At 73.8% G+C, this 22,289-nt stretch carries 3 protein-coding genes and 1 pseudogene (1 of these 4 only partly in view); all 4 read right to left on the bottom strand.

The features are described 5' to 3' along the window. Positions 1 to 2,353, bottom strand: partial view of a type I polyketide synthase gene (locus HNR67_RS43700; protein WP_221490092.1) — the start only. Its footprint begins 13,793 nt before the window's first position; the window shows 2,353 of its 16,146 coding nt (coding positions 1-2,353); its start codon is at positions 2,351 to 2,353; its stop codon lies beyond the left edge, outside the window. Then, the gene (locus HNR67_RS46850) at positions 2,350 to 8,676 is read right to left on the bottom strand and encodes a type I polyketide synthase (RefSeq protein ID WP_456064365.1); all 6,327 of its coding nucleotides are present in this window, start codon (positions 8,674 to 8,676) and stop codon (positions 2,350 to 2,352) included. Before HNR67_RS46850 ends, HNR67_RS43700 begins: the two co-directional genes overlap by 4 nt. Next, positions 8,677 to 21,291 (bottom strand): annotated as a pseudogene (locus tag HNR67_RS45880) (SDR family NAD(P)-dependent oxidoreductase); the annotation flags it as partial. It abuts the gene before it with no gap. Further along, positions 21,288 to 22,262, bottom strand: coding sequence for an ACP S-malonyltransferase (locus tag HNR67_RS28845; RefSeq protein ID WP_185005326.1), 975 nt, complete (start codon positions 22,260 to 22,262; stop codon positions 21,288 to 21,290). The pseudogene HNR67_RS45880 and the gene HNR67_RS28845, both read right to left, overlap by 4 nt. Positions 22,263 to 22,289 lie beyond the last annotated feature (27 nt).

Consider the following 22,289-nt stretch of genomic DNA (forward strand, 5'->3'; position numbering starts at 1 on the left):
GCACCCAGTAGGTGGCATCGGCCTGTGCGGTGTCGAACTCCGCACCGGTCACCGAGGAGTACACCGGCAGGTCAGCGGACCGCGGCCGCACCGGCGCCAACTCGGTCCGCAGCCGCTCGGCGATCCGCTCCACCTGCGCCGAATGCGAGGCGTAGTCCACCGGCAGGATCCGCGCCCGAACCTCATCCGCCACACACCGCGCGACCAGCTCTTCCAGCGCCGCGACCTCACCCGAAACCACCACCGACGAAGGCCCGTTCACCGCGGCCACCGACAGCCGGTCATCGATCAACTTGCCAACCCGCTCAGCGGACAGCGCAACCGCCGCCATCCCACCAAGACCAGCCAGCGTGTCCGCGATCGCCTTGCTCCGCAACGCGACCACCCGAGCACCGTCCACAAGGGACAGCCCACCCGCAACGCAGAACGCCGCGATCTCCCCCTGCGAGTGCCCGACCACCGCATCCGGCGCGACACCCTGCGCCCGCCACACCGCCGCGAGCGAGACCATCACCGCCCACAACGCGGGCTGCACCACATCAACCCGAGCCAGGGAATCCTCATCCCCCAGCACATCCCGCAGATCCCAGTCCACAAAGGACGAAAGCGCGCCGGCACACTCGGTCATGGCCGTGGCGAACACGGGCGAGCATTCCCAGAGTTCCAGTGCCATCCCGGTCCACTGCGCACCCTGACCGGGGAAGACGAACACCACGCCGGAGTCGACCGGCTCGGACCCGGTGACCACGTTCGCCGCGGGTTCCCCCGCCGCCACCGCACGCAGTCCGGTAACCAGTTCAGCCTCAGTGGCCCCAACGACAACAGCGCGGTGGTCGAAGCGGGCGCGGGCGTTGTCCAGGGTCCAGGCCACATCAACCGGGTTCAGCCCCGGCACCCGGTCCAGCAGCTGGGCGGCCTGCTCGCGCACGGAGTTGGCGGTGTGGCCGGACAGCACCCACGGCACGGTCTCGGGTGCGGACTCGGGCGCGGCGACCGGTTCGACCGATTCCAGGATGACGTGCGCGTTGGTCCCGGACACGCCGAAGGAGGAGATCCCGGCCCGGCGCGGCCGGTCCACCGCGGGCCACGGCCGGGATTCGGTGAGCAGCCGGACGGCGCCCCGGTTCCAGTCGACCTTGGCGGATGGCGAATCCACGTGCAGGGTCGCGGGCAGCACCCCGTGTCGCAGTGCCTGCACCACCTTGATCACCCCAGCCACCCCGGCCGCTGCCTGGGCGTGCCCGAGGTTGGACTTCAACGACCCCAGCCACAGCGGCTCGGTGCGATCCTGCCCGTAGGCGGCCAGGAGTGCCTGCGCCTCAATCGGATCGCCGAGCACGGTCCCGGTCCCATGGCCCTCAACAGCGTCCACATCGGACGGTGCCAATCCGGCGGCGGCCAGCGCGGACCGGATCACCCGCTGCTGCGCCGGACCATTCGGCGCGGTCAACCCATTGGACGCGCCGTCCTGATTGACCGCACTACCCCGCACCACCGCCAGCACCCGACGGCCTTCGCGCACGGCATCCGAAAGCCGTTGCACCACAAGAACACCGGAGCCCTCGGACCACCCGGTGCCGTCCGCGCCATCGGCGAATGCCTTGCAGCGACCGTCCGGCGCGAGCCCGCCCTGCTGGGTGAAGCCGACGAAGGTGTCCGCGGTGGCCATCACCGCGACCCCGCCGACCAGGGCCATCGAGCACTCGCCGTCACGCAGCGATTTGGCCGCAAGGTGCAGTGCGACCAGCGAGGACGAGCAGGCCGTGTCCACCGTCAGCGCCGGGCCCTGCAGGCCGAGCGCGTAGGCGACCCGGCCGGAGATCACGCTCTGCGAGCCGCCGGTGATCAGGTGTCCGGCCACGTCCGCGCCGAGCCGGTCGGCGATCTCCACGTACCCGTTGGGCGAGGCGCCCGCGAACACCCCGACCGGTTCCCCGGCCAGTGCGGACGGGTTGATCCCGGCGTGTTCCAGTGCCTGCCAGGCGGTTTCCAGCAGCAGCCGCTGCTGCGGGTCCATGGCCACGGCTTCCCGGGGTGAGATGCCGAAGAACGCGGCGTCGAAACCGCCGGCGTCGTCGAGGAATCCGCCGCGGGTGGTGGCCGAGGACAGGGCGTCCAGGTCCCAGCCGCGGTCGGCCGGGAACCCGGTGATCGCGTCCCGGCCCGCGGCGACCAGGTCCCACAGGCCGTCGGCGTCACGCACCCCGCCGGGCAGCCGGCAGGCCATGCCGATGATCGCCACCGGTTCGGCGGCGGCCTCCTGGAGCTGCTGGTTGCTGCGCTGGAGTCGCTTGTTCTCCAGCAGCGCGGCGCGCAGTGCCTCGACGACCTTGTTGTCCGCAGCAGTGCTCATGTGCTTTCCGCTCCACCAAGTGCGATCCGGACCAGTTCGTCGACGTCCGCGGCCAGCAGTTCGGCCTCGTCGTCCTCGTGCGCCGCGCGGGCGGGAGCGGGTTGCGCGCTCCCTGGCGGGTCCAGCTCGGCGGCCACGTGCGCGGCCAGTGCGTTGATCGACGGGTAGTCGAAGGCCAGCGTCGCGGGCAGGGCGAGCCCGGTGGCGGCGGCGAGCTGGTTGCGCAGCTCGACCGCGGTGAGGGAGTCGAAACCCAGTTCCCGGAAGGCCTGGCCGGGTTCGATCCGGGTGCCGGGGCCGTGCCCGAGTGCCGCGAGGACGTGTCCACGTAGGAACTCACGCAGGAACCGGGGCCGTTCCCCGGCCGGGGTGGCCGTCCAGCGCCGGACGAAGTCGGAGCCCTCGGCGGCGGGTCCGCTCGACAGGGCTTCGGCCACCTCGGGCAGGTCTTCCAGGAGTGGGCTGGGCCGGGACACGGTGAAGGCCGGGGCGAACCGGGTCCAGTCCATGTCGGTGACGGTCAGCCCGGCTTCCCCGGCGCGCAGGGCCCGGTCGAGTGCGGTGAGCGCCTGCGCGGGCGGCATCGGCAGCACACCGAGCCTGCGCAGGTAATCGCCCTGTTCCGGGTTGTCGACGGCCATCCCGGCCTCGGCCCAGTTGCCCCAGGCCACCGCGGTGCCGGGCAGTCCGGCGGCGACCCGGTGCGCGGCCAGGGCGTCCAGGTAGGCGTTGCCCGCGGCGTAGGCGGCCTGGCCGCCGCTGCCCCAGGCGGCGGCGCCGGAGGAGAACAGCACGAACGCGTCCAGGGCGATGCCCCTGGTCAGCTCGTCGAGGTGGGTGGCCCCGGCGACCTTGGCGCCCAGTTCGGCCGCGGCGCCCTCGGCGGTGACCTCGTCCAGTTCGACCACGCCGTGGCTGACCCCGGCCGCGTGCACGACCACCCGCAGGTCCGGGATCTCCGCCAGCACGGCGGCGAGTACGTCCCGGTCGCCGACATCGCAGGCGGCCACGGTGACCCTGGCCCCCAGCGCGGTCAGCTCCTCGGTGATCTTCCGGGCGCCCGCGGCGGCCAGGCCCCGTCGGCTCAGCAGCACCACGTGTTCCGCGCCGCGTTCGACCAGCCAGCGGGCCACGAACGCGCCCAGCCCGCCGGTGCCGCCGGTGACCAGCGCGGTCCCCGAGGTGCGCCAAGGCTGGCCGCTGCCAGCACCCGCGTGCACCAGCCTGCGCCCGAGCACCCCGCTGGCGCGCACGGCCACCTGGTCCTCGGCCCAATCGGCGGTGATCACGGCGGCCAGACGGCGGGCAGCGGGCCCGTCGAGTGCGGCGGGCAGGTCGACCACACCGCCCCAGCTGCCGGGCCGTTCCAGTGCGGCAACCCTTGCCACGCCCCAGATTCCGGCCTGGCCGGGGTCGGCGACCGGGTCATGTCCGCCGACGGATACCGCGCCCCTGGTCACCGCCCACACCCTGGCCTGGATGTCGGCGTCGCCGAGGGCCTGGAGCAGCACGACCGTGGGCAGTACCCCGGCCGGGACGACGCCGTCGGTGGGCCGCAGGGCCAGCAGGGACACGATCCGGGCGGGGGTCAGCTCGGCTAGGCGCTTGGCCAGGTCGGCGCGGTCGAGTTCGGCCACGGGCAGCACGCGCGCACCGAGTGCGGACACGATGGTGGTCACCCACGGGTCCTCGATGTGCGTGGCGGGAACCACGACCAGGCAAGGGGATTCGGCCGCGGCAGGGGTGTCCAGGGCACGCCAGGACTCGCGGTAGCACCAGCCGTCGACCACCTGGTCGCCACGGCCGCGGGCGCGCCAGGCGGTCAGGGCGGTGGTGAGCACGTCCTCGGCCACGCCGAGCGAGGCGGCCAGCTCGCCGAGGTCGCCCTCGGGCCAGGATTCGTTGGCGGGCACTGCAACCCAGTAGCGGTCCCGTTGGAAGGCGTACGACGGCAACGCGACCCGGTGTCCGGCGGGCAGGAACTCCGGCCAGGCAACGGGAACGCCCAGGGTGAACAGCCGGGCCGCGGCCAGTGTCACCGCCACGGGCTCGTCCGCGCCGTGCAGCATCGGCACCCCGGCGACCATCCCGGACAGCACTCCGCCGGGTCCGGCCTCGACCAGTGTGCGCACGCCCTGGCCGGTCAGCCAGGCCACGGCGTCGGCGAAGCGGACGGTGCCCCGGACCTGACGCACCCAGTAGTCCGGTCCGGCCAGGTCGGCGGGTTCGCCGGTCAGGGTGGAGACGATCGGGATCGCGGGCGACTTCCAGTCCACTGTGGACAGTATGCGCTCGAACTCGGCGAGCATGGGTTCCATCAGCGGCGAGTGGAAGGCGTGCGACACCGTGAGTTGCTTGGTGCGGTGGCCCAGCAGTGCGAAGGTCTCGGCCAGGGCGAGCACCTCGTCCTCGACGCCGGACAGCACCACCGAGCCGGGCGTGTTGACCGCGGCCAGGGACACACCCTCGGTGAGGAACGGGGTGACCTCGGCCTCGGGGGCTTCCACCGCGACCATGGCGCCGCCCTCGGGCAGCGCCTGCATCAGCCGGGCCCGCGCGGAGACCACGAGTGCCGCGTCGGCCAGGGTGAGCACCCCGGCGACGTGCGCGGCGGCCAGCTCGCCGATCGAGTGCCCGACCAGGTAGTCCGGCCGCACACCCCAGGATTCCAGGAGCCGGAACAACGCCACTTCCACCGCGAACAACGCGGGTTGGGCCCAGCCGGTGCGGGCCAAGGCTTCCGCGTCCGAACCCCACATGACCGCGCGCAGGCCGGGATCCAGTTCGGCGGCCACCGCGTCGAAGGCCGCCGCGAACACCGGCGAGGTCTCGTACAGTGCCTTGCCCATGCCCAGTCGCTGCGACCCCTGCCCGCTGAACAGCACCGCGACCGGCCCGCCGTCCCTGGCGTATCCCCGGACCGCGGTGGCCGCGGGCTGATCGGCGGCGATGGCGCGCAGCCCGGCCAGCAACTCGCCCCGGTCCCGGCCGACCACCACGGCCCGGTGGTCGAACCGGGCCCGCGTGGTGGCCAGGGTCCAGGCCACGTCCGCGGGCGATCCGGGGTCGGCGTCGAGCAGCCGGGCGGCCTGGGCACGCACGGCCTCCGGTGTGCGGCCGGAGAGCACCCACGGCAGCGCCCCGGTGACCGGTGTGTGCGCGGGTTCCGACCGAGTGGTAGGTGCTTCCAGCACGACGTGCGCGTTGGTCCCGGACACGCCGAAGGAGGACACTCCCGCGCGCCGCGGTTGATCACCAGGCCACGGGGTGGACTCGGTCAGCAGTTCGATCGCGCCCTCGGTCCAGTCGACCTTGCTGGACGGCCGGTCCACGTGCAGGGTCGGCGGCAGCACCTCGTGCCGCATTGCCAGCACCAGCTTGATGATCCCGGCGACTCCGGCCGCGGCCTGGGTGTGGCCGAGGTTGGACTTGATCGAACCCAGTCGCAGCGGGGTGTCCCGGTCCTGCCCGTAGGTCGCCAGCAACGCCTGCGCCTCAATGGGATCGCCGAGCACCGTGCCGGTGCCGTGTGCCTCGACAACGTCCACATCGGACGGTCGCAGCCCGGCACCGGCCAGGGCGGCTTGGATCACCCGCTGCTGCGCCGGACCGTTCGGCGCGGTGAGTCCGTTGGACGCGCCGTCCTGGTTGACCGCGCTGCCCCGCACCACCGCCAGGATCTCGCGACCCTCCCGCACGGCGTCGGAAAGCCGTTGCACCACAAGCACCCCGGCCCCCTCGGACCAGCCGGTGCCGTCCGCGCCGTCCGCGAACGCCTTGCACCGCCCGTCCGGCGCGAGCCCACCCTGCTGGGAGAAGCCGACGAAGGTGTCCGGGGTGGCGATCACGGTCACGCCACCGGCCAGCGCCATCGTGCACTCGCCGCCGCGCAACGCCTGTACGGCGAGGTGCAGGGCCACCAGCGAGGAGGAGCAGGCCGTGTCCACGGTGACCGCGGGGCCGTGCAGGCCAAGGGAATACGCGACCCGGCCGGAGATCACGCTCTGCGAGCCGCCGGTGATCAGGTGCCCGGCCAGGCCGGGGTCGGCGCGGGTGGCAAGTTCGGTGTACCCGGACGGGAACGCGCCGACGAACACCCCGACCGGCTTGCCGGAGAGCGTGCCCGGGTCGATGCCCGCGTCCTCCAGGGCTTCCCAGGAGGTTTCCAGCAGCACGCGCTGCTGCGGGTCCATGGCCAGGGCCTCGCGCGGGGAGATGCCGAAGAACGCCGCGTCGAAGTCCGCGACCCCGCGCAGGAAGCCGCCCCTGGCGGTGGCCGAGTCGCCGCCGGCCAGTGCGGCCAGGTCCCAGCCGCGGTCGGCAGGGAAGCCGCCGATGGCGTCCCGGCCCTCGGCCAGCAGTCGCCACAGGTCCTCGGGTCCGGCCACCCCGCCGGGGAAGCGGCAGGCCATGCCGACGATGACGATCGGGTCCTCGGCCACCACCGCGACCGGCTGGGCTTGTTCCCTGGTGCTGCCGCCGCCGAGCCGGATCGCCAGGTGCTCGGCCAGCGCGGTCACGGTCGGGTAGTCGAAGACCAGGGTGGCCGGCAGGGTCAGGCCGGTGGCGGTGGCGATGGCGTTGCGCAGTTCCACCGCGGTCAGCGAATCGAAGCCCAATGCCCTGAACGCGCGTTCATCCTCGATGTGGCCGGGCGAGCGGTGGCCCAGCACCCCGGCGATGTGCCCGCGCACCAGTTCCCGCAGTGCGGGCACCTGCTCGGCGGCGGGCAGCGCGGTCCAGCCCTCGGCGAACCCGCCGACGCCGGTGCGGCCCGCGGCGGTCCGGCGGTGCAGCACACCCGCGAGGGTGCGCAGCAGCGGTGGGAGGTCGTCGGTGGTGCGCAGGGCGGCGGTGTCCAGGCGGGTCAGGCCGAGTACGGGTTCGGTGGTGGCCAGGGCGGCGTCGAACAGGTCAAGTCCCTGGGCCACGGTGAGCAGCGGCATCCCGGCCCGAGCCATCCGGCGCAGGTCGACGTCGGTGAGTGTGCCGGTGAGCCCGATCTCGGGGGTCCACGCGCCCCAGGCCAGCGAGACCCCGGGCAGCCCGCGGTCCCGCCGCCACTGGACCAGGGTGTCGGCGAAGGTGTTGCCTGCCGCGTAGTTGCCCTGGCCGGGGCCGCCGAGCAGTCCGGCCAGCGAGGAGAACACCACCAGCGCGGTGTCGGGGGCGGCGAGTTCGTGCAGGTGCCAGAGCGCGTCGACCTTGGGCGCCAGCACCCGGTGCACCCGCTCGGCGGTGAGCGAGCCGATCACGCCGTCGTCGAGCACGCCCGCGGTGTGCACGACGGTGCGCACGGGGTGCGCGGCGAACACCGCGGCCAGCGCGGCCCGGTCGGTGACATCGCAGGCGGCCACGGTCACCTCGGCGCCCAGGCCGGTCAGCTCGTCGAGGAGTTCGGTCGCGCCGGGGGTGTCCGCGCCGCGGCGGCCGAGCAGGACCAGTTCGCGCACGCCGCGGGCCCGCACCAGGTGCCGGGCGAACAGTCCGCCCAGGCCGCCGAGTCCACCGGTGATCAGGACCGGGCCGGGCAGCGAGGCTGGGGTATCGGCTGGAGTGGTGCGGACCAGGCGGGGCACGTGCACCACGCCATCGCGCACCGCGGCCTGGGATTCGCCCAGGGCGAGCAGACCGGCGACCAGTCCGGGGTCGAGGTCGGCGTCGAGGTCGAGCAGGGTGATCCTGTCCGGGTTCTCCGTCTGGGCGGAGCGCACCAGGCCCCACACCGCGGCCGCGGGCAGGTCGAGCACGGGTTCCGCGCCGACCGCGACCGCGCCCCGGGTGGTCACCACCAAGTGAGCGCTCTCGCGGGCAAGACAGCTCTGCAATTCGGCCAGGACCGCGGTCACCACTTCGTGCACCGCGGCGGGGGTGGGTTCCGGGGTGTGCGGCACGGCCAGCACGGTGTGCTCGACCGCCGCGGCGACCGGTACCGGGGTCTCGGACCAGCGCGGCACCAGCAGGGTCGCGTCGGTGATGGCGGCCAGGTCGGCATCGGTCAGCGGCCGGGTTGCCACGGTGGCGGCGAACACCGGCGCGCCCGTGTGGTCGGTGATCAGCAGCCGGTCACCGGACCGGGCGGCGCGCACCAGGGTCGCGCCGGTGGCGAACAATGCCACGTCGGTGAAGGCGCAGGCCAGCTCGTCGGGCGCGGTGTCCAGCGCGGTGGCCAGCAGGGCCGGGTGCAGGTCGTAGCCATCGGCCTCGGGCACCTCGACCTCGGTCCACGGGCCGTCCACCGGCCCCGGCCACACCGCGCCGGTGCCCAGGACGCCGGTTGCGTGGCTGGTCCAGTCCGCGACGCCGTCGAGGCGGGCGTGCATCGCCAGCTCCCAGCCACCCTCGCCGGGCGTGACCGACACCCGCAGCCGCACACCTCCGTTGGCGGGCAACAACAACGGGGTGTGCACGGTCAGCTCGGCCACCCGGTCGCAGCCGACTTCAGTGGCCGCCCGCAGCGCGAGTTCCACCAGCCCGGCCTCCGGGAAGGCAGCCCGCCCGGCCAGCCACGGATGCGCTCCGGCGACCAGGCGTCCGGTGAGCAGCACGCCGCCGCCGGGCAGTTCCACCACCGCGGCCAGCAGCGGGTGTCCGGCGGTGGCCAGGCCCGCGCCCGCGACATCGCCCTGACCGGAAGCCGTCGGCCAGAACCGCTCGTGCTGGAACGGGTAGGTCGGCAGATCAACCGGCGTGACCCCGGCGAACAGCCCCGCCCAGTCCACCGGCACACCTCGCACGAACAGCTGGGCGGCACCGGCGTGCACCCGGGCCGGCCCGGCCTCGTCCCGGCGCAGCGTGCCGGTCACCACGGCGTCCGGCACGATCTCCGGCACCGCGGGCACGAGTACCGGGTGCGGGCTGATCTCGGCGAAGACCAGGTGCCCGTCGGTGGCCGCCGCCCGCACGGCCTCGGCGAAGCGCACGGTCTCGCGCAGGTTGAGCACCCAGTAGGCGGCGTCGGCCTCGGCGGTGTCCATGATCTGCCCGGTGACCGCGGAGTACACCGGCACACCCGAGGACCGCGGCGCGATCGGCGCCAGCTCGGCCAGCAACCTGGCCCGCAACAACTCCACCTGCGCCGAGTGCGAGGCGTAGTCCACCGGCAGCACCGTCGCCCGCACGCCGTCAGCCACACACCGCGCGACCAGCTCGTGCAGCGCGGCGACCTCACCCGAGACCACCACCGACGAAGGCCCGTTCACCGCGGCCACCGACAGCCGCTCGTCAATCAACTCCGCGACCCGCTCGGCAGGCAGCGCGACCGCGGCCATCCCGCCAAGCCCGGCCAGGGTGTCCGCGATCGCCTTGCTCCGCAACGCGACCACCCGAGCACCGTCCACAAGGGACAATCCACCCGCGACGCAGAACGCCGCGATCTCCCCCTGTGAATGCCCGATGACCGCCGCGGGCGCAACCCCCATCGACCGCCACACCGCCGCGAGCGACACCATCACCGCCCACAACGCGGGCTGCACCACATCAACCCGAGCCAGGGAATCCTCATCCCCCAGCACATCCCGCAGCTGCCAGTCCACAAAGGACGACAGTGCGGTCGCACACTCCCCCATGGCGGCGGCGAACACCGGCGAGCTGTCCCAGAGTTCCAGGGCCATCCCGGTCCACTGACTGCCCTGCCCTGGGAAGACGAACACCGGCGCGGCGGCAACTTCAGCCACGCCCAGCACGACCTCCGGCACGGGCGTGCCCGCCGCCAGCGCCCGCAACCCGGCCACCAGCTCGTCCCGATCCGCACCGGTCACCACGGCCCGGTGCTCGAACACCGACCGCCCGGCCAGGGTCAGGCCCACCGCCGCCGGATCGCTCAGCTCGGTCCCGAGCAGCCGCTCAGCCTGGGCCCGCACGGCCTCGGCCGTACGCCCGGACAGCACCCACGGCACAACAGCGGGCTCAACCGGCACCCGCTCGGCCACCGGTTCGGGGGCTTCCAGGATGACGTGCGCGTTGGTCCCGGACATCCCGAAGGAGGACACTCCGGCCCGGCGCGGCCGCCCGGTCGACGGCCACGGCGCGGATTCGGTCAGCAACGCCACCGCCCCGCCGGACCACTCCACCTTCGACGACGGCGAGTCCACGTGCAGCGTCGGCGGCAGCACCCCGTGCCGCATGGCCTGCACCACCTTGATGATCCCGGCCACCCCGGCGGCGGCCTGGGTGTGCCCGAGGTTGGACTTCAGCGAACCCAGGTAGAGCGGCCGTTCCCGGTCCTGCCCGTAGGTGGCCAGCAGTGCCTGCGCCTCAATGGGATCACCCAGCACCGTGCCGGTGCCGTGCGCCTCCACCAGGTCCACTTCGGACGGTCGCAGGCCCGCCCCGGCCAGCGCGGCCCGGATCACCCGCTGCTGCGCCGGACCATTAGGCGCGGTCAACCCATTGGACGCGCCATCCTGGTTCACCGCACTGCCCCGCACCACCGCGAGCACCCGGCGCCCCTCGCGCACCGCATCCGAAAGCCGTTGCACCACAAGCACACCGACACCCTCGGACCAGCCGGTGCCATCCGCGCCGTCCGCGAACGCCTTGCACCGCCCGTCCGGCGCCAGCCCGCCCTGCTGGGTGAACCCGACGAACGTCTCCGGCGTGGCCATCACCGTGGCACCACCGGCCAGCGCCATCGAACACTCCCCGGCCCGCAACGCCTGCACGGCCAGGTGCAAGGCCACCAGCGAGGAGGAGCAGGCCGTGTCCACGGTGATCGCGGGCCCCTGCAGGCCGAGTGAGTAGGCAATGCGCCCGGAGGCCACACTCGTCGCGCCACCGGTCATCAGGTGCCCGGCGGCGTCCGTGTCCGAGCGGCCCGCGACCTGTCCGTAGCCGGAGTCGAAGGCCCCCACGAACACGCCGACCGGACTGCCCGCCAACGACAACGGGTCGATCCCGGCGTGCTCCAGTGCCTCCCAGGAGGTCTCCAGCAACAACCGCTGCTGTGGATCAGTGGCCAGGGCTTCCCGCGGTGAGATCCCGAAGAACTCCGCGTCGAAATCGCCCACCCCGCCAAGGAATCCGCCCTGCGCGGTCACCGAGGCACCGGCGTCCAGATCCCAGCCGCGATCGGCCGGGAACCCGGTGATCACGTCTCGCCCGGCGGCGACCAGGTCCCACAGCTCGTCGGGGGAATCCGCGCCGGGGAACCGGCAACCCAGGCCCACGATGGCGATCTGCTCATCGGTCGCCGCGCCGGAGACGGTCGCGGTGACCGGCCGGGGTGCGGAGTCGAGCAGTTCGGCCAGGTGTCCGGCCAGCACGGTGGCCGTGGGGTGGTCGAACACCAGCGTTGGCGGCAGGGCCAGGCCGGTGGCCGCGGCGAGTTCGTTGCGCAGTTCGACCGCGGTCAGCGAGTCGAAGCCCAGGTCCTTGAACGCGCGATCGGCATCGGCCGGTGAGCCGTGGCCGAGCACGGCCGCGACCCGCCCGGTGATCAGCGCCCGCAGGAACGGAATCCGTTCGGCAGTGGGCAGAACGGCGTAGCGCTCGGCGAAACCGTCCGGCCCGTCCCCGGCGGCCCGGCGGGTGGTCCGCCCGGCCAGCGCGCGCAGCACCACCGGCAGTTCCCGCTGACGCCGCAACGCCTCCCGGTCCAGCCGGGTCAGGCCCAGCACCGGCTCGCCCGCGCCGACCACCCGGTCGAACAGGGCCAGACCCTGCTCGACGGCCAGCGGCGGCAGTCCGGATCCGTTCATCCGCCGCAGGTCCAGCTCGGACAGCCGCGAGGTGAGCCCGGCCTCGGCTGACCAGGAACCCCAGGCCAGCGCCACCGCGTGCTGGCCGTTGGCCTGGCGCCACTGGGCGAAGGCGTCGACGAAAGCGTTGGCCGCGGCGTAGTTGCCCTGCCCGGCCCCGCCGAACACCCCGGCCAGCGAGGAGAACAGCGCGAACAGTGGCACATCGCCGACCAGTTCGTGCAGGTGCCAGGTGGCGTCCACCTTCGGCCTGAGCACACCCGCCAACCGATCGGTGGTCAGCGCGTCCACCACACCGTCGTCCACCACACCCGCGGTGTGCACCACCCCGCCGACCGGGTGGTCGGCCAGCACGGCGGCGAGGGCGTCCCGGTCGGAGACGTCGCAGGCCAGTACGGTCGCGGTGGCGCCGAGTCCGGCCAGTTCGGCGACCAGGTCCGCGCCACCACCACGACGACTGAGCAGCAGCAGATCCCGCACCCCGTGCGTGGTGACCAGGTGGCGGGCCACCTGCGCGCCGAGTCCGCCGGTGCCGCCGGTGATCAACACGGTGCCGTCGACGGCGGGGAAGGCGGCGGGCTCGGGCTGACGGCGGACCAGCCGCGGGGTCAGCAGGAGATCGCCGCGCACCGCGACCTGGGGTTCGCCCAGTGCGATGGCCTGTGTGAGTCCGGCGGATCCGCTGCCAGGGGCGAGGTCGACCAGGGTGATCCTGCCCGGGTTTTCCGTCTGCGCGGACCGCACCAGGCCCCACACCGCGGCCGCGGGCAGGTCCGACGCGGGCTCCCCGGCTCCGGTGCTGATCGCGCCTTCGGTGACCACGACCAGGTGCGCCGTCCCGGTCAGCTCGCGCTGGAGCCGGTCCAGCAGGGCGGCGGTGATCTCGTGCACGGCCGCGGGCGAGGGCACCGGGGTGGACGGCACGGTCAGGACCACGGCATCGGCCGGTTCTGCCTGGACCGGTGTTGCCGCAACCCATTCCGGGACCAGCACGGCGGTGTCGTCGGCGACGGCGAGCCCGGTCATCGGCCGGGTGATCACCTCGCCGATGGACAGCACGGGCACGCCCGCGCCATCGGCGATCTCGACCGCGAAGGTGTCCGGTCCCGTCTCGGTCAGCCGCACCCGGGTCCGGGCCGCGCCGGTGGCGTGCAGCACCACCTCACGGAACTCGGCGGGCTGCCGGTCGTCCGCCAGCACGGGCAGCAAGGCGTTGTGCAGCAAGGCGGGGTGGATGCCGAACGCGCCAGGTTCGGCGATCTCCACCTCGGTCCAGGGCAGCTCACCGTGCTGCCAGGTCTCGGCGCGGGTGGCGCCGGTGGTCAGCAGGCCGGTGGCGTGCCGGGTCCAGTCCTCGGCGCCCTCGGGGCAGGCGTGGATGGCGACCGCCCAGTCCGCACCGGCCGGGGTGAGGGCGACCTGGATCCGGCAGCCACGCTCGGCCAGCACCAGCGGCGCCTCCACGACCAGTTCGGCGAGGCGGTCGCAGCCCACCGCGTCACCCGCGCGCACGGCCAGTTCGAGCAGCCCCGTAGCCGGGAACACGGTGTGGCCGGGCACAACCAGGTCCGGCAACCACGGCTGGGTACGCGCGGACAACCGGCCGGTGAACAGCACGCCACCCGTGCCGGGGGTGCTCACCACAGCACCCAGCAGCGGATGCCCGGCGGCGGTCAGACCCGCGCCGGTGACATCGCCCGCACCGGCGCCGGCGGGCCAGTACCGGGTGCGCTCGAACGGGTAGGTGGGCAGCCCGATCCGGCGCGCACCCGGGAAGAACGAGGTCCAGTCCAGCTCGACGCCGTGGGTGAACAGGCGGGCGGCGGTGGCCACCGGGGTGTCGTCACCGTGCAACGGCACCGCGATCAGGTCGCTGCCACGCCGGGCAGCGGCGGCCAGTGCCGTGCCGGGGCCGACCTCGACCAGCGCGCCAATACCCCGCTCCGCCACCCGGCGCACGGCCTCGGCGAACCGGACCGGCGCACGCACCTGCCGCACCCAGTAGCCGGGCGTGGCCGGATCACCGTCCACAGTGGACACAAGTGGGATGGTCGGCGGCCGGAAGTCCAGTCCGGCCAGCACCTGCTCGAACTCGGCGAGCATGGGTTCCATCAACGCGGAGTGGAAGGCGTGCGAGACCTTCAACCTGGTCCGCCGCCGATCGGCGAAGTGCTCGGCCACGGCCAGCACCTCCGCCTCGACCCCGGACAGCACCACCGAGCCCGGCGCGTTGACTGCGGCCAGTGACACCGTCTCGGACAGGTGCCCCGCGACCTCGTCCTCACTCGCCTCGATCGCGATCATCGCGCCACCCGTGGGCAGGGCCTGCATCAACCGGGCCCGCGCCGACACCAGCGCGGCGGCATCAGACAGCGACAGCACCCCGGCGACGTGCGCGGCGGCCACCTCGCCCACCGAGTGCCCGACCAGGAACTCCGGCCGGACGCCCCAGGACTCCAGCAACCGGAACGCCGCGACCTCCACCGCGAACAACGCGAGCTGGGCCCACCCCGTGCGCGCCAACAGCTCCGCGTCCTCGCCCCACATGACCACGCGCAGCCCGGGATCCAGCTCAGCGGTCACCGCGTCGAAGGCCGCCGCGAACACCGGCGAGGTCTCGTACAGCGCCATGCCCATGCCCAGCCGCTGCGATCCCTGACCACTGAACAGCAACGCCACTCCGGGCGCCCCGGCCCGGCCACGCAACGGCGCTTCCCCCGCGGCCACCGCACGCAGCCCGGCCAGCAGCTCGTCCCGGTCCGCGCCGACCACCGCGGCGCGGTGCTCGAACCGGGTGCGCCCGGCCAGGGTCCAGCCGATGTCCCGGAGGTCGCCGGGGGCGTCCAGCAGCCGCGCGGCCTGTGCGTGCACCGCCTCCGGGGTGCGGCCGGAGAGCAGCCAGGCCACCGGGCCGGGTTCCGGCGCTCGCCCGGGCAGTGCGGCGGCGGCCTCGATGATCACGTGCGCGTTGGTGCCGGAGACACCGAAGGAGGACACCGCCGCCCGGCGCGGGCGACCGGTCTCCGGCCAGGCGCGGGACTCGGTGAGCAGTTCCACCGCACCCGCCGACCAGTCCACTGTGGACGATGGTTTGGCGACGTGCAGGGTTCGCGGCGCGATGCCGTGCCGTAGCGCCTGCACCATCTTGATCACCCCGGAGACCCCAGCTGCCGCCTGGGTGTGCCCGAGGTTGGACTTGAGTGAGCCGAGCAGCAGCGGTTCGGTCCGGTTGGCGCCGTAGGTGGCCATCAGCGCGTGCGCCTCGATCGGGTCGCCGAGCACCGTGCCGGTGCCGTGCGCCTCGACCACGTCCACTTCGGACGGTGCGAGTCCGGCGACGGCCAGCGCGGCGCGGATCACCTTCTGCTGGGCCGGTCCGCTGGGTGCGGTGAGCCCGTTGGACGCGCCGTCCTGGTTCACCGCGGTGCCGCGCACCACCGCCAGGACCTCGCGGCCCTCCCGCACGGCGTCGGAAAGTCGTTGCACCACAAGCACGCCAACGCCCTCGGACCACCCCGTGCCGTCCGCGGACTCGGCGAATGCCTTGCACCGCCCGTCCGGGGACAGCCCGCCCTGCTGGGTGAAGCCGACGAAGGGTTCGGTGCTGGCCATCACGGTGACGCCACCGGCCAGCGCCATCGAGCACTCACCCGAGCGCACCGCCTGCACGGCCAGGTGCAGGGCCACCAGCGAGGAGGAGCACGCGGTGTCGATGGTGAGCGCGGGTCCCTGCAGGCCGAGCACGTAGGCGACCCGGCCGGACAGCACGCTCTGCGCGCCGCCGGTGACCAGGTGCCCGGCCAGCTCGGGGTAGGCGCGGGTGACGAGTTCGGCGTACCCGGACGGGATCGCGCCCGCGAACACGCCGACCGCCGCTCCGGCAAGGGATTCCGGGTCGATCCCGGCGTGCTCCAGCGCGGACCAGGAGGCTTCCAGGAACAGTCGCTGCTGCGGGTCGGTGGCCAGTGCCTCGCGCGGGGAGATACCGAAGAACCCGGCGTCGAAATCACCCGCGCCGTCCAGGAATCCACCGTCCACCACACCCCCGGCGGCGGCCAGCGCGTCCACCTCCCAGCCGCGATCGGTCGGGAAACCGGTCACGGCGTCGCCACCCTCGGCGACCAGCCGCCACAGTGCGTCGGGATCGTCCACCCCGCCGGGCAGGCGGCAGGCCATGCCGACGATGGCGATCGGGTCGTCCCCGGCCACCGCGACCCGGGTGTCGGTGCTGACGGGTCCGGCGTCGCCGAGCAGTTCGGCCAGGTGCGCGGCCAGTGCGGTGGTGGTCGGGTGGTCGAAGACCAGGGTGGCGGGCAGGGTCAGGCCGGTGGCGGCGACCAGGCGGTTGCGCAGTTCCACCGAGGTCAGCGAGTCGAAGCCCTGGGCGTGCAGGGCGCGACCGGGGTCGACCCGGTCGGCGGCGGTGTGACCGAGTGCGGCGGCGGCGTGTCCACTGACCAGTTCGCGCAGGAAGCGGGGTCGTTCGGCGGCGGGCAGGGCGGTGTAGCGGGCGGCGAACCCGTTCTCGGCAACAGGAGTCGGCTCGGCCAGCTCGCTCAGCAGCGGACTCGGCCTGGCCGCGGTGAAGGCGGGCAGGAACCGGCCCCAGTCGACGTCGGCGACCACCACGGCGGTGTCCCCGGCCAGCAGCGCGGCGTCCAGTGCGGCCAAGGCCCGGTGCGGTGCGATCGGCGGCACCCCGGCCCGGCGCAGCTGCTCGGCCCGGCCAGGGATTTCCCCGGTCATGCCCGCACCGGCCCAGGCGCCCCAGGCCATCGCGGTGGCAACGCGGCCACCCGCGCGGCGGCGGGCGGCGAGTGCGTCCAGGCTGGCATCCGCGGCGGCGCATCCGGCCTGTCCCGCCGCGCCCCAGGCACCCGTGCCCGAGGTGAACAGCACAAACGCGTCCAGGTCGAGGTCCCGGGTGAGGGTGTCCAGCACCTGCGCGCCAATGACCTTGGGCCGCCACTCAGCGGCCAGCTGCTCCTCGGTGACCTCGGCGATCCCGACCGGCTCCTGCCGCACACCGGACAGGTGCAGCACCGCGGTGACCGGAGTGTCCACTGTGGACATGGCGGCGGCCACGGCGTCCTGGTCGGCGACATCGCAGGCCACCGCCGTCACCGGCAGTCCGGCGAACCCGGTCAGATCGGCCGCGGTCCGGCTCAGCAGCAGCACGTGCTCCGCGCCCCGCTCCAGGGCCCAGTGCGCCACCTGCCGCCCCAGCCCGCCGCCGCCCCCGGTGATCAGCACCGTGCCCCTGGCCCGCCACCGCCCGGCCGGAACCTCGGCAGCCCGTACCAGCCGACGGCCGAACACCCCGTTGGCCCGTACCGCGATCTGGTCTTCGGCACCATCCAGCACCGAGGCAAGCGATTGTGCGGTCTGGGGGTCCAGCACCTCGGGCAGGTCAACCAGACCACCCCAGGCCGCGGGGTGCTCCAGTGCCGCGACCCGGCCCAGACCCCACACTCTCGCCTGTGCGGGATCGACGTCCTCGCCGTCAACCGCCACCGCACCCCGGGTCGCCATCCACAGCGGCGCGGGCAACGGCGTGCGCAGCAACGCGACCGGGTCGGCCTGCAGAGCCAGCACCCCGGCGAACTCACCCTCCGGCACGGCATCGGCCACCACGGTGCCCGCACCAAGCGCGGCGGCCAGTGCACTCGCGTCCGACCCCGCGCCCAGCACCAGCCACGGCCCGGGGTGCGCGGGCCCGAGGTTCAGCGGCCGCCAAACCTCCCGGTAACGCAGGTCCGACACCGCGTCCCCGACCGCGACCCGCGGCGCGTCGGCGAGCCAGAAGTGTTCGTGCTCAAAGGGATAGGTCGGCAGCTCCACCCAGTCCCCGGCGCCAACGACTGCGGTCCAGGACACCGGAACCCCCGCCGCGAACAACTCCGCCAGCGACAGCAGCACCCGGCTGGGCCCACCCTCGTCCCGGCGCAGCGTGCCGGTGATCACCGCGTCATCGCCGAGCGACTCCCGCAGCGCCCCTGCCAGCACCGGGTGCGGACCAACCTCGACCCAGGTCCCGTGCCCGTCCGCCGCCGCGGCCCGCGCGGCCCGCTCGAACAACACGGTCTCGCGCAGGTTGCGCACCCAGTACGCGGCATCGGCCCCGGCGGTGTCGAACGCCTCCCCCGTCACCGAGGAGTACACCAGCACCTCGGCCGACCGCGGCAGCACCGGCGCCAGCTCAACCAGCAGCCGCTCGGCGATCCGTTCCACCTGCGCCGAATGCGAGGCGTAGTCCACGGGGAGGATCCGCGCCCGTACCTCATCGGCCACACACCGCGCGACGAGTTCTTCCAGCGCCGCGACCTCACCCGAGACCACTACCGACGACGGCCCGTTCACCGCGGCCACCGACAGCCGGTCATCGATCAGCTCGCCAACCCGCTCAGCGGACAGCGCGACCGCGGCCATTCCACCAAGCCCGGCCAGGGTGTCCGCGATCGCCTTGCTCCGCAACGCGACCACCCGAGCACCGTCCACAAGGGACAGTCCACCCGCGACGCAGAACGCCGCGATCTCCCCCTGCGAATGCCCGACCACCGCGGCCGGTTCAACCCCCATCGACCGCCACAGCTCGGCCAGCGACACCATCACCGCCCACAGGGCAGGCTGCACCACGTCAACGCGCGCCAGGGAATCCTCATCCCCCAGCACATCCCGCAGGTCCCAGTCCACAAAGGACGACAGCGCGGCCGCGCACTCACCCATCGCGGCGGCGAACACCGAGGAGCTGTCCAGCAGCTCGCGGGCCATGCCCACCCACTGCCCGCCCTGCCCGGGGAAGGCGAACACAACGGCCCCGGCATCCCCTGCGCGCCCAAGCACCACCTGTGGCGCTGGCTCGTCAGCGGCAATCGCCCGCAACCCGGCGATCAGCTCGTCCCGTTCCGTCCCAACCACGATCGCCCGGTGCTCCAGCGCCGCCCGAGTACCGGCCAGCGACCGCGCCACCACCGCCGGATCGCCACCCACCTCGGCCAACTGAGCGGCCTGGGCACGCAACGCGGTCGGCGTACCGGCCGACAGCACCCACGGCACCACCCGCCCCACCGCAGCGGGTCCGACCTCCAGCACAGTGACCGCCCCAGCGGCCCGCAACGCCGCCGCGTCCGCGTCACCCTCGATCGCCAGGTCGGCCACCCCGACAACGGGCACACCCGCCGACCGGAACCGCAGCACCTCAACGGCCCACCGCCGGTCCTCAGCCGTGAGGTCCCGGCCCAGCGCCACCGCCAGTGCGGCGGCATCGCTCAGCGACAGCGACCCCGCGGCATACGCGGCGGTCACCCGGCCAACCCCGGCTCCGGCAACCAGATCCGGCGCGATCCCCTGTGCCCGCAGCAACGCCAGCAGCGCCGCCTCCAGCGCGAACGCCACCGGCGCGACGCACTCGGTATCCTCGATCTCGCCCAGCAGCACCGGCCCGAGCGGACGCGAGGCGTACACCTCAAGCTCGGCCCGCACCCGGTCCAGCTCCCTGGCGAACGCCGGATACCGTTGGTACAGACCGGAATCAACCAGGTCGAACCCGGTTCCAGGGAACAGCAGCCCGGTCCCTGAACCCGCCGCGAGCACCGAGGGCGAACTAATGATCTCCGGCTGCTCCGGCGCCTGCTCCAGGATCAGATGCGCGTTGGTGCCGCTGAACCCGAACGCGGACACCCCGGCCCGGCGCGGACGGTCGGTGTCCCAGGCACGCGCGGAGTTCAGCAGCCGCACCGATCCGGCCGCCCAGTCGATCCGGCTCGACGGCGTGTCCGCGTGCAGGGTGCGGGGCAGCACGCCGTGCCGCAGGGCCAGCACCATCTTGATCACCCCGGCGACCCCGGCGGCAGCCTGGGTGTGGCCGGTGTTGGACTTCAGCGAGCCCAGCCACAGCGGTTCGTCCCGGTCCTGCCCGTAGGCGGCGATCAGTGCCTGCGCCTCGACCAGGTCGCCCAGCGGGGTGCCGGTGCCGTGCGCCTCCACCGCGTCCACATCGGACGGTTCGAGTCCGGCGGCGGCCAGTGCGGCGCGGATCACCCGCTGCTGGGCGCGGCCGCTGGGTGCGGTGAGGCCGTTGGTGGCGCCGTCGGAGTTGATCGCCGAGCCCTTGAGCACGGCCAGCACGTGGTGGCCGTGCCTGCGGGCGTCGGAGAGGCGTTCCAGCACCACGATGCCGACGCCCTCGCCCCAGGCGGTGCCGTCGGCGCCCTCGGCGAATGCCTTGCAGCGGCCGTCCGGGGACAGTCCGCGCTGACGGCTGAAGGCCAGGAATCCGCCAAGAGTGGCCATCACCGCGGCGCCGCCGGCCAGGGCCAGTTCGCATTCGCCCCTGGCCAGCGAGCGGGCGGCCAGGTGCAGGGCGACCAGGGAGCCGGAGCAGGCGGTGTCCACGGTCAGTGCCGGGCCGTGCAGGCCGAGGGTGTAGGCGATCCGGCCGGAGGCGACGCTGGCCGCGTTGCCGGTGATCAGGTAGCCCTCGGCGCCGTCGGCCGCGTCGACCAGGCGGGGCCCGTACTCGTGGTCCTCCACGCCGATGAACACCCCGGTCGCGGTGCCCGCCAGCGAACGCGGGTCGATGCCCGCTCGTTCCACGGCCTCCCAGGCGACCTCCAGCAGCAGCCGCTGCTGCGGGTCGGTGGCCACGGCCTCGCGCGGTGAGACGCCGAAGAAGGCGGCGTCGAATCCGCCCGCGTCGGGCAGGAAACCGCCGGAGCGCACGTAGGTGTGGCCGGGCCGGTCGGGATCCGGGTCGTAGGCGGCGGCCGCATCCCAGCCACGGTCGGCCGGGAAGTCACCGATGGCGTCGGTCTCCTCGGTCAGCAGCCGCCACAGGTCCTCGGGCGAGGACACGCCGCCGGGCAGGCGGCAGCCCATACCCACCAACACAATGGGGTCATCGTCGGCCACCCGCACCGGTGCGGCCTCGACCTCGACCGCGGATCCCAGGAGCTGTTCGGCCAGCAGGTCCACCAGATCGGCGGCGGTGGGCCGGTCGAAGGCCAGGGACACCGGCAGGGCCAGGCCGGTGGCCGCGGTCAGGCCGCGGTGCAGGTCGATGGCGTCCAGCGAGGCCAGGCCGAGGTCGGCGAACCGGCGTCCGGGCGTGATCGGTCCGGCCTCGGGCAGTACCCGGGTCAGTTCGGCCAGCACCAGGTCGAGCAGTTCCAGCCGGGCCCGCGCGGGCGGCAGGGCGCGCAGCCGGGCTGGCAGGTCCTCCGGTGACGGCCGGGTGCTCATGCGGTGGCTCCAACCAGGGGCTCGGGCTTGGCCGGCCGGGCGGCCTGCTTCGGATCGGCCTTGACCACGGCGAAGGCGCGGACGGTGTTGTCCAGCCGGGAGAACAGCGCGTCGGCGCCGGCGAAGCGCAGCGTGCCGATGTCGTTGGCGTGCAAGGTGTCCAGCACGGACTGCCAGCGGAACGGGCGGTCGAAGGTGTCGGCGAGCATCCCGCGCACACCCTCGGCGTCGGTGATCACCGCACCGTCGTAGTCCCGGACCACGGGGATCGCGGGGGTGCCGATGGCCGCGTCGGCGAGCACTTCGGCGGCCATGGCGGCGCGCAGTCCGGCGAAGAGGGTGGAGTGCGCGGGGGTGCCCATGGTGGCGGTGGAGTAGCCGCCGAGGTCGGAAATGGCCTGTTTGAGCGGTTCGAGGAGGTGGGCGCGCAGGGTGAGCATGGCGAAGCCGGGGGCGAGGTCGCCGGAGAGTTCGAGGCGGTCGCCGCGGGCGGTCCAGTCGGCGACCAGTTCGGCCAGGCCGTCGGCGGGGACCCGGACCACGGTGTGGGTGAGCACGTCGGAGTGCTCGGTGCGGAAGTACTCCTGCTCACGGCGGGCCATCGCGGCGGCCAGCCGGATGCCCTCGGCGACCTCGATCGCGCCGGAGTGCACGGCCAGCGCGCGCACGCCGAAGCTGGGTCCGGCGATCAGCGCGGGCGGCCCGGACAGCGTCGCGTCCACTCGCTCGACCAGCGCGAGGCCGCTGACCAGCGCGGCCACCTGGGCGGCAGGCGAGTAGTCGTCGGTGCTGTCCCGCAACTCGGTCAGCAGCGAGCCGCCGAGCACGGCGTCGGCCAGTCGTACCAGCGGGCGGGCGTGACGGTCGTGCACCAGGAACCGGCCCAGTGCGGCGAAGGTGGTGCCCGTCAGGCCCGGGAACACGACCGCGTGCGCTGCGGCTGTTCCGGGGTGGGCGGTCGGACCCGGCATGGTCCCTCTCTGGCGGCGGAGGTGTGC

It is taken from the genome of Crossiella cryophila (assembly GCF_014204915.1).
GTDB lineage: Bacteria > Actinomycetota > Actinomycetes > Mycobacteriales > Pseudonocardiaceae > Crossiella > Crossiella cryophila.

Excerpts from the sequence above, each read along its gene's own strand:
- HNR67_RS46850 (WP_456064365.1), bottom strand. The coding sequence starts at position 8,676 with ATGCACGCCCGCCTCGACGGCGTCGCGGACTGGACCAGCCACGCAACC.
- HNR67_RS28845 (WP_185005326.1), bottom strand. The coding sequence starts at position 22,262 with ATGCCGGGTCCGACCGCCCACCCCGGAACAGCCGCAGCGCACGCGGTC.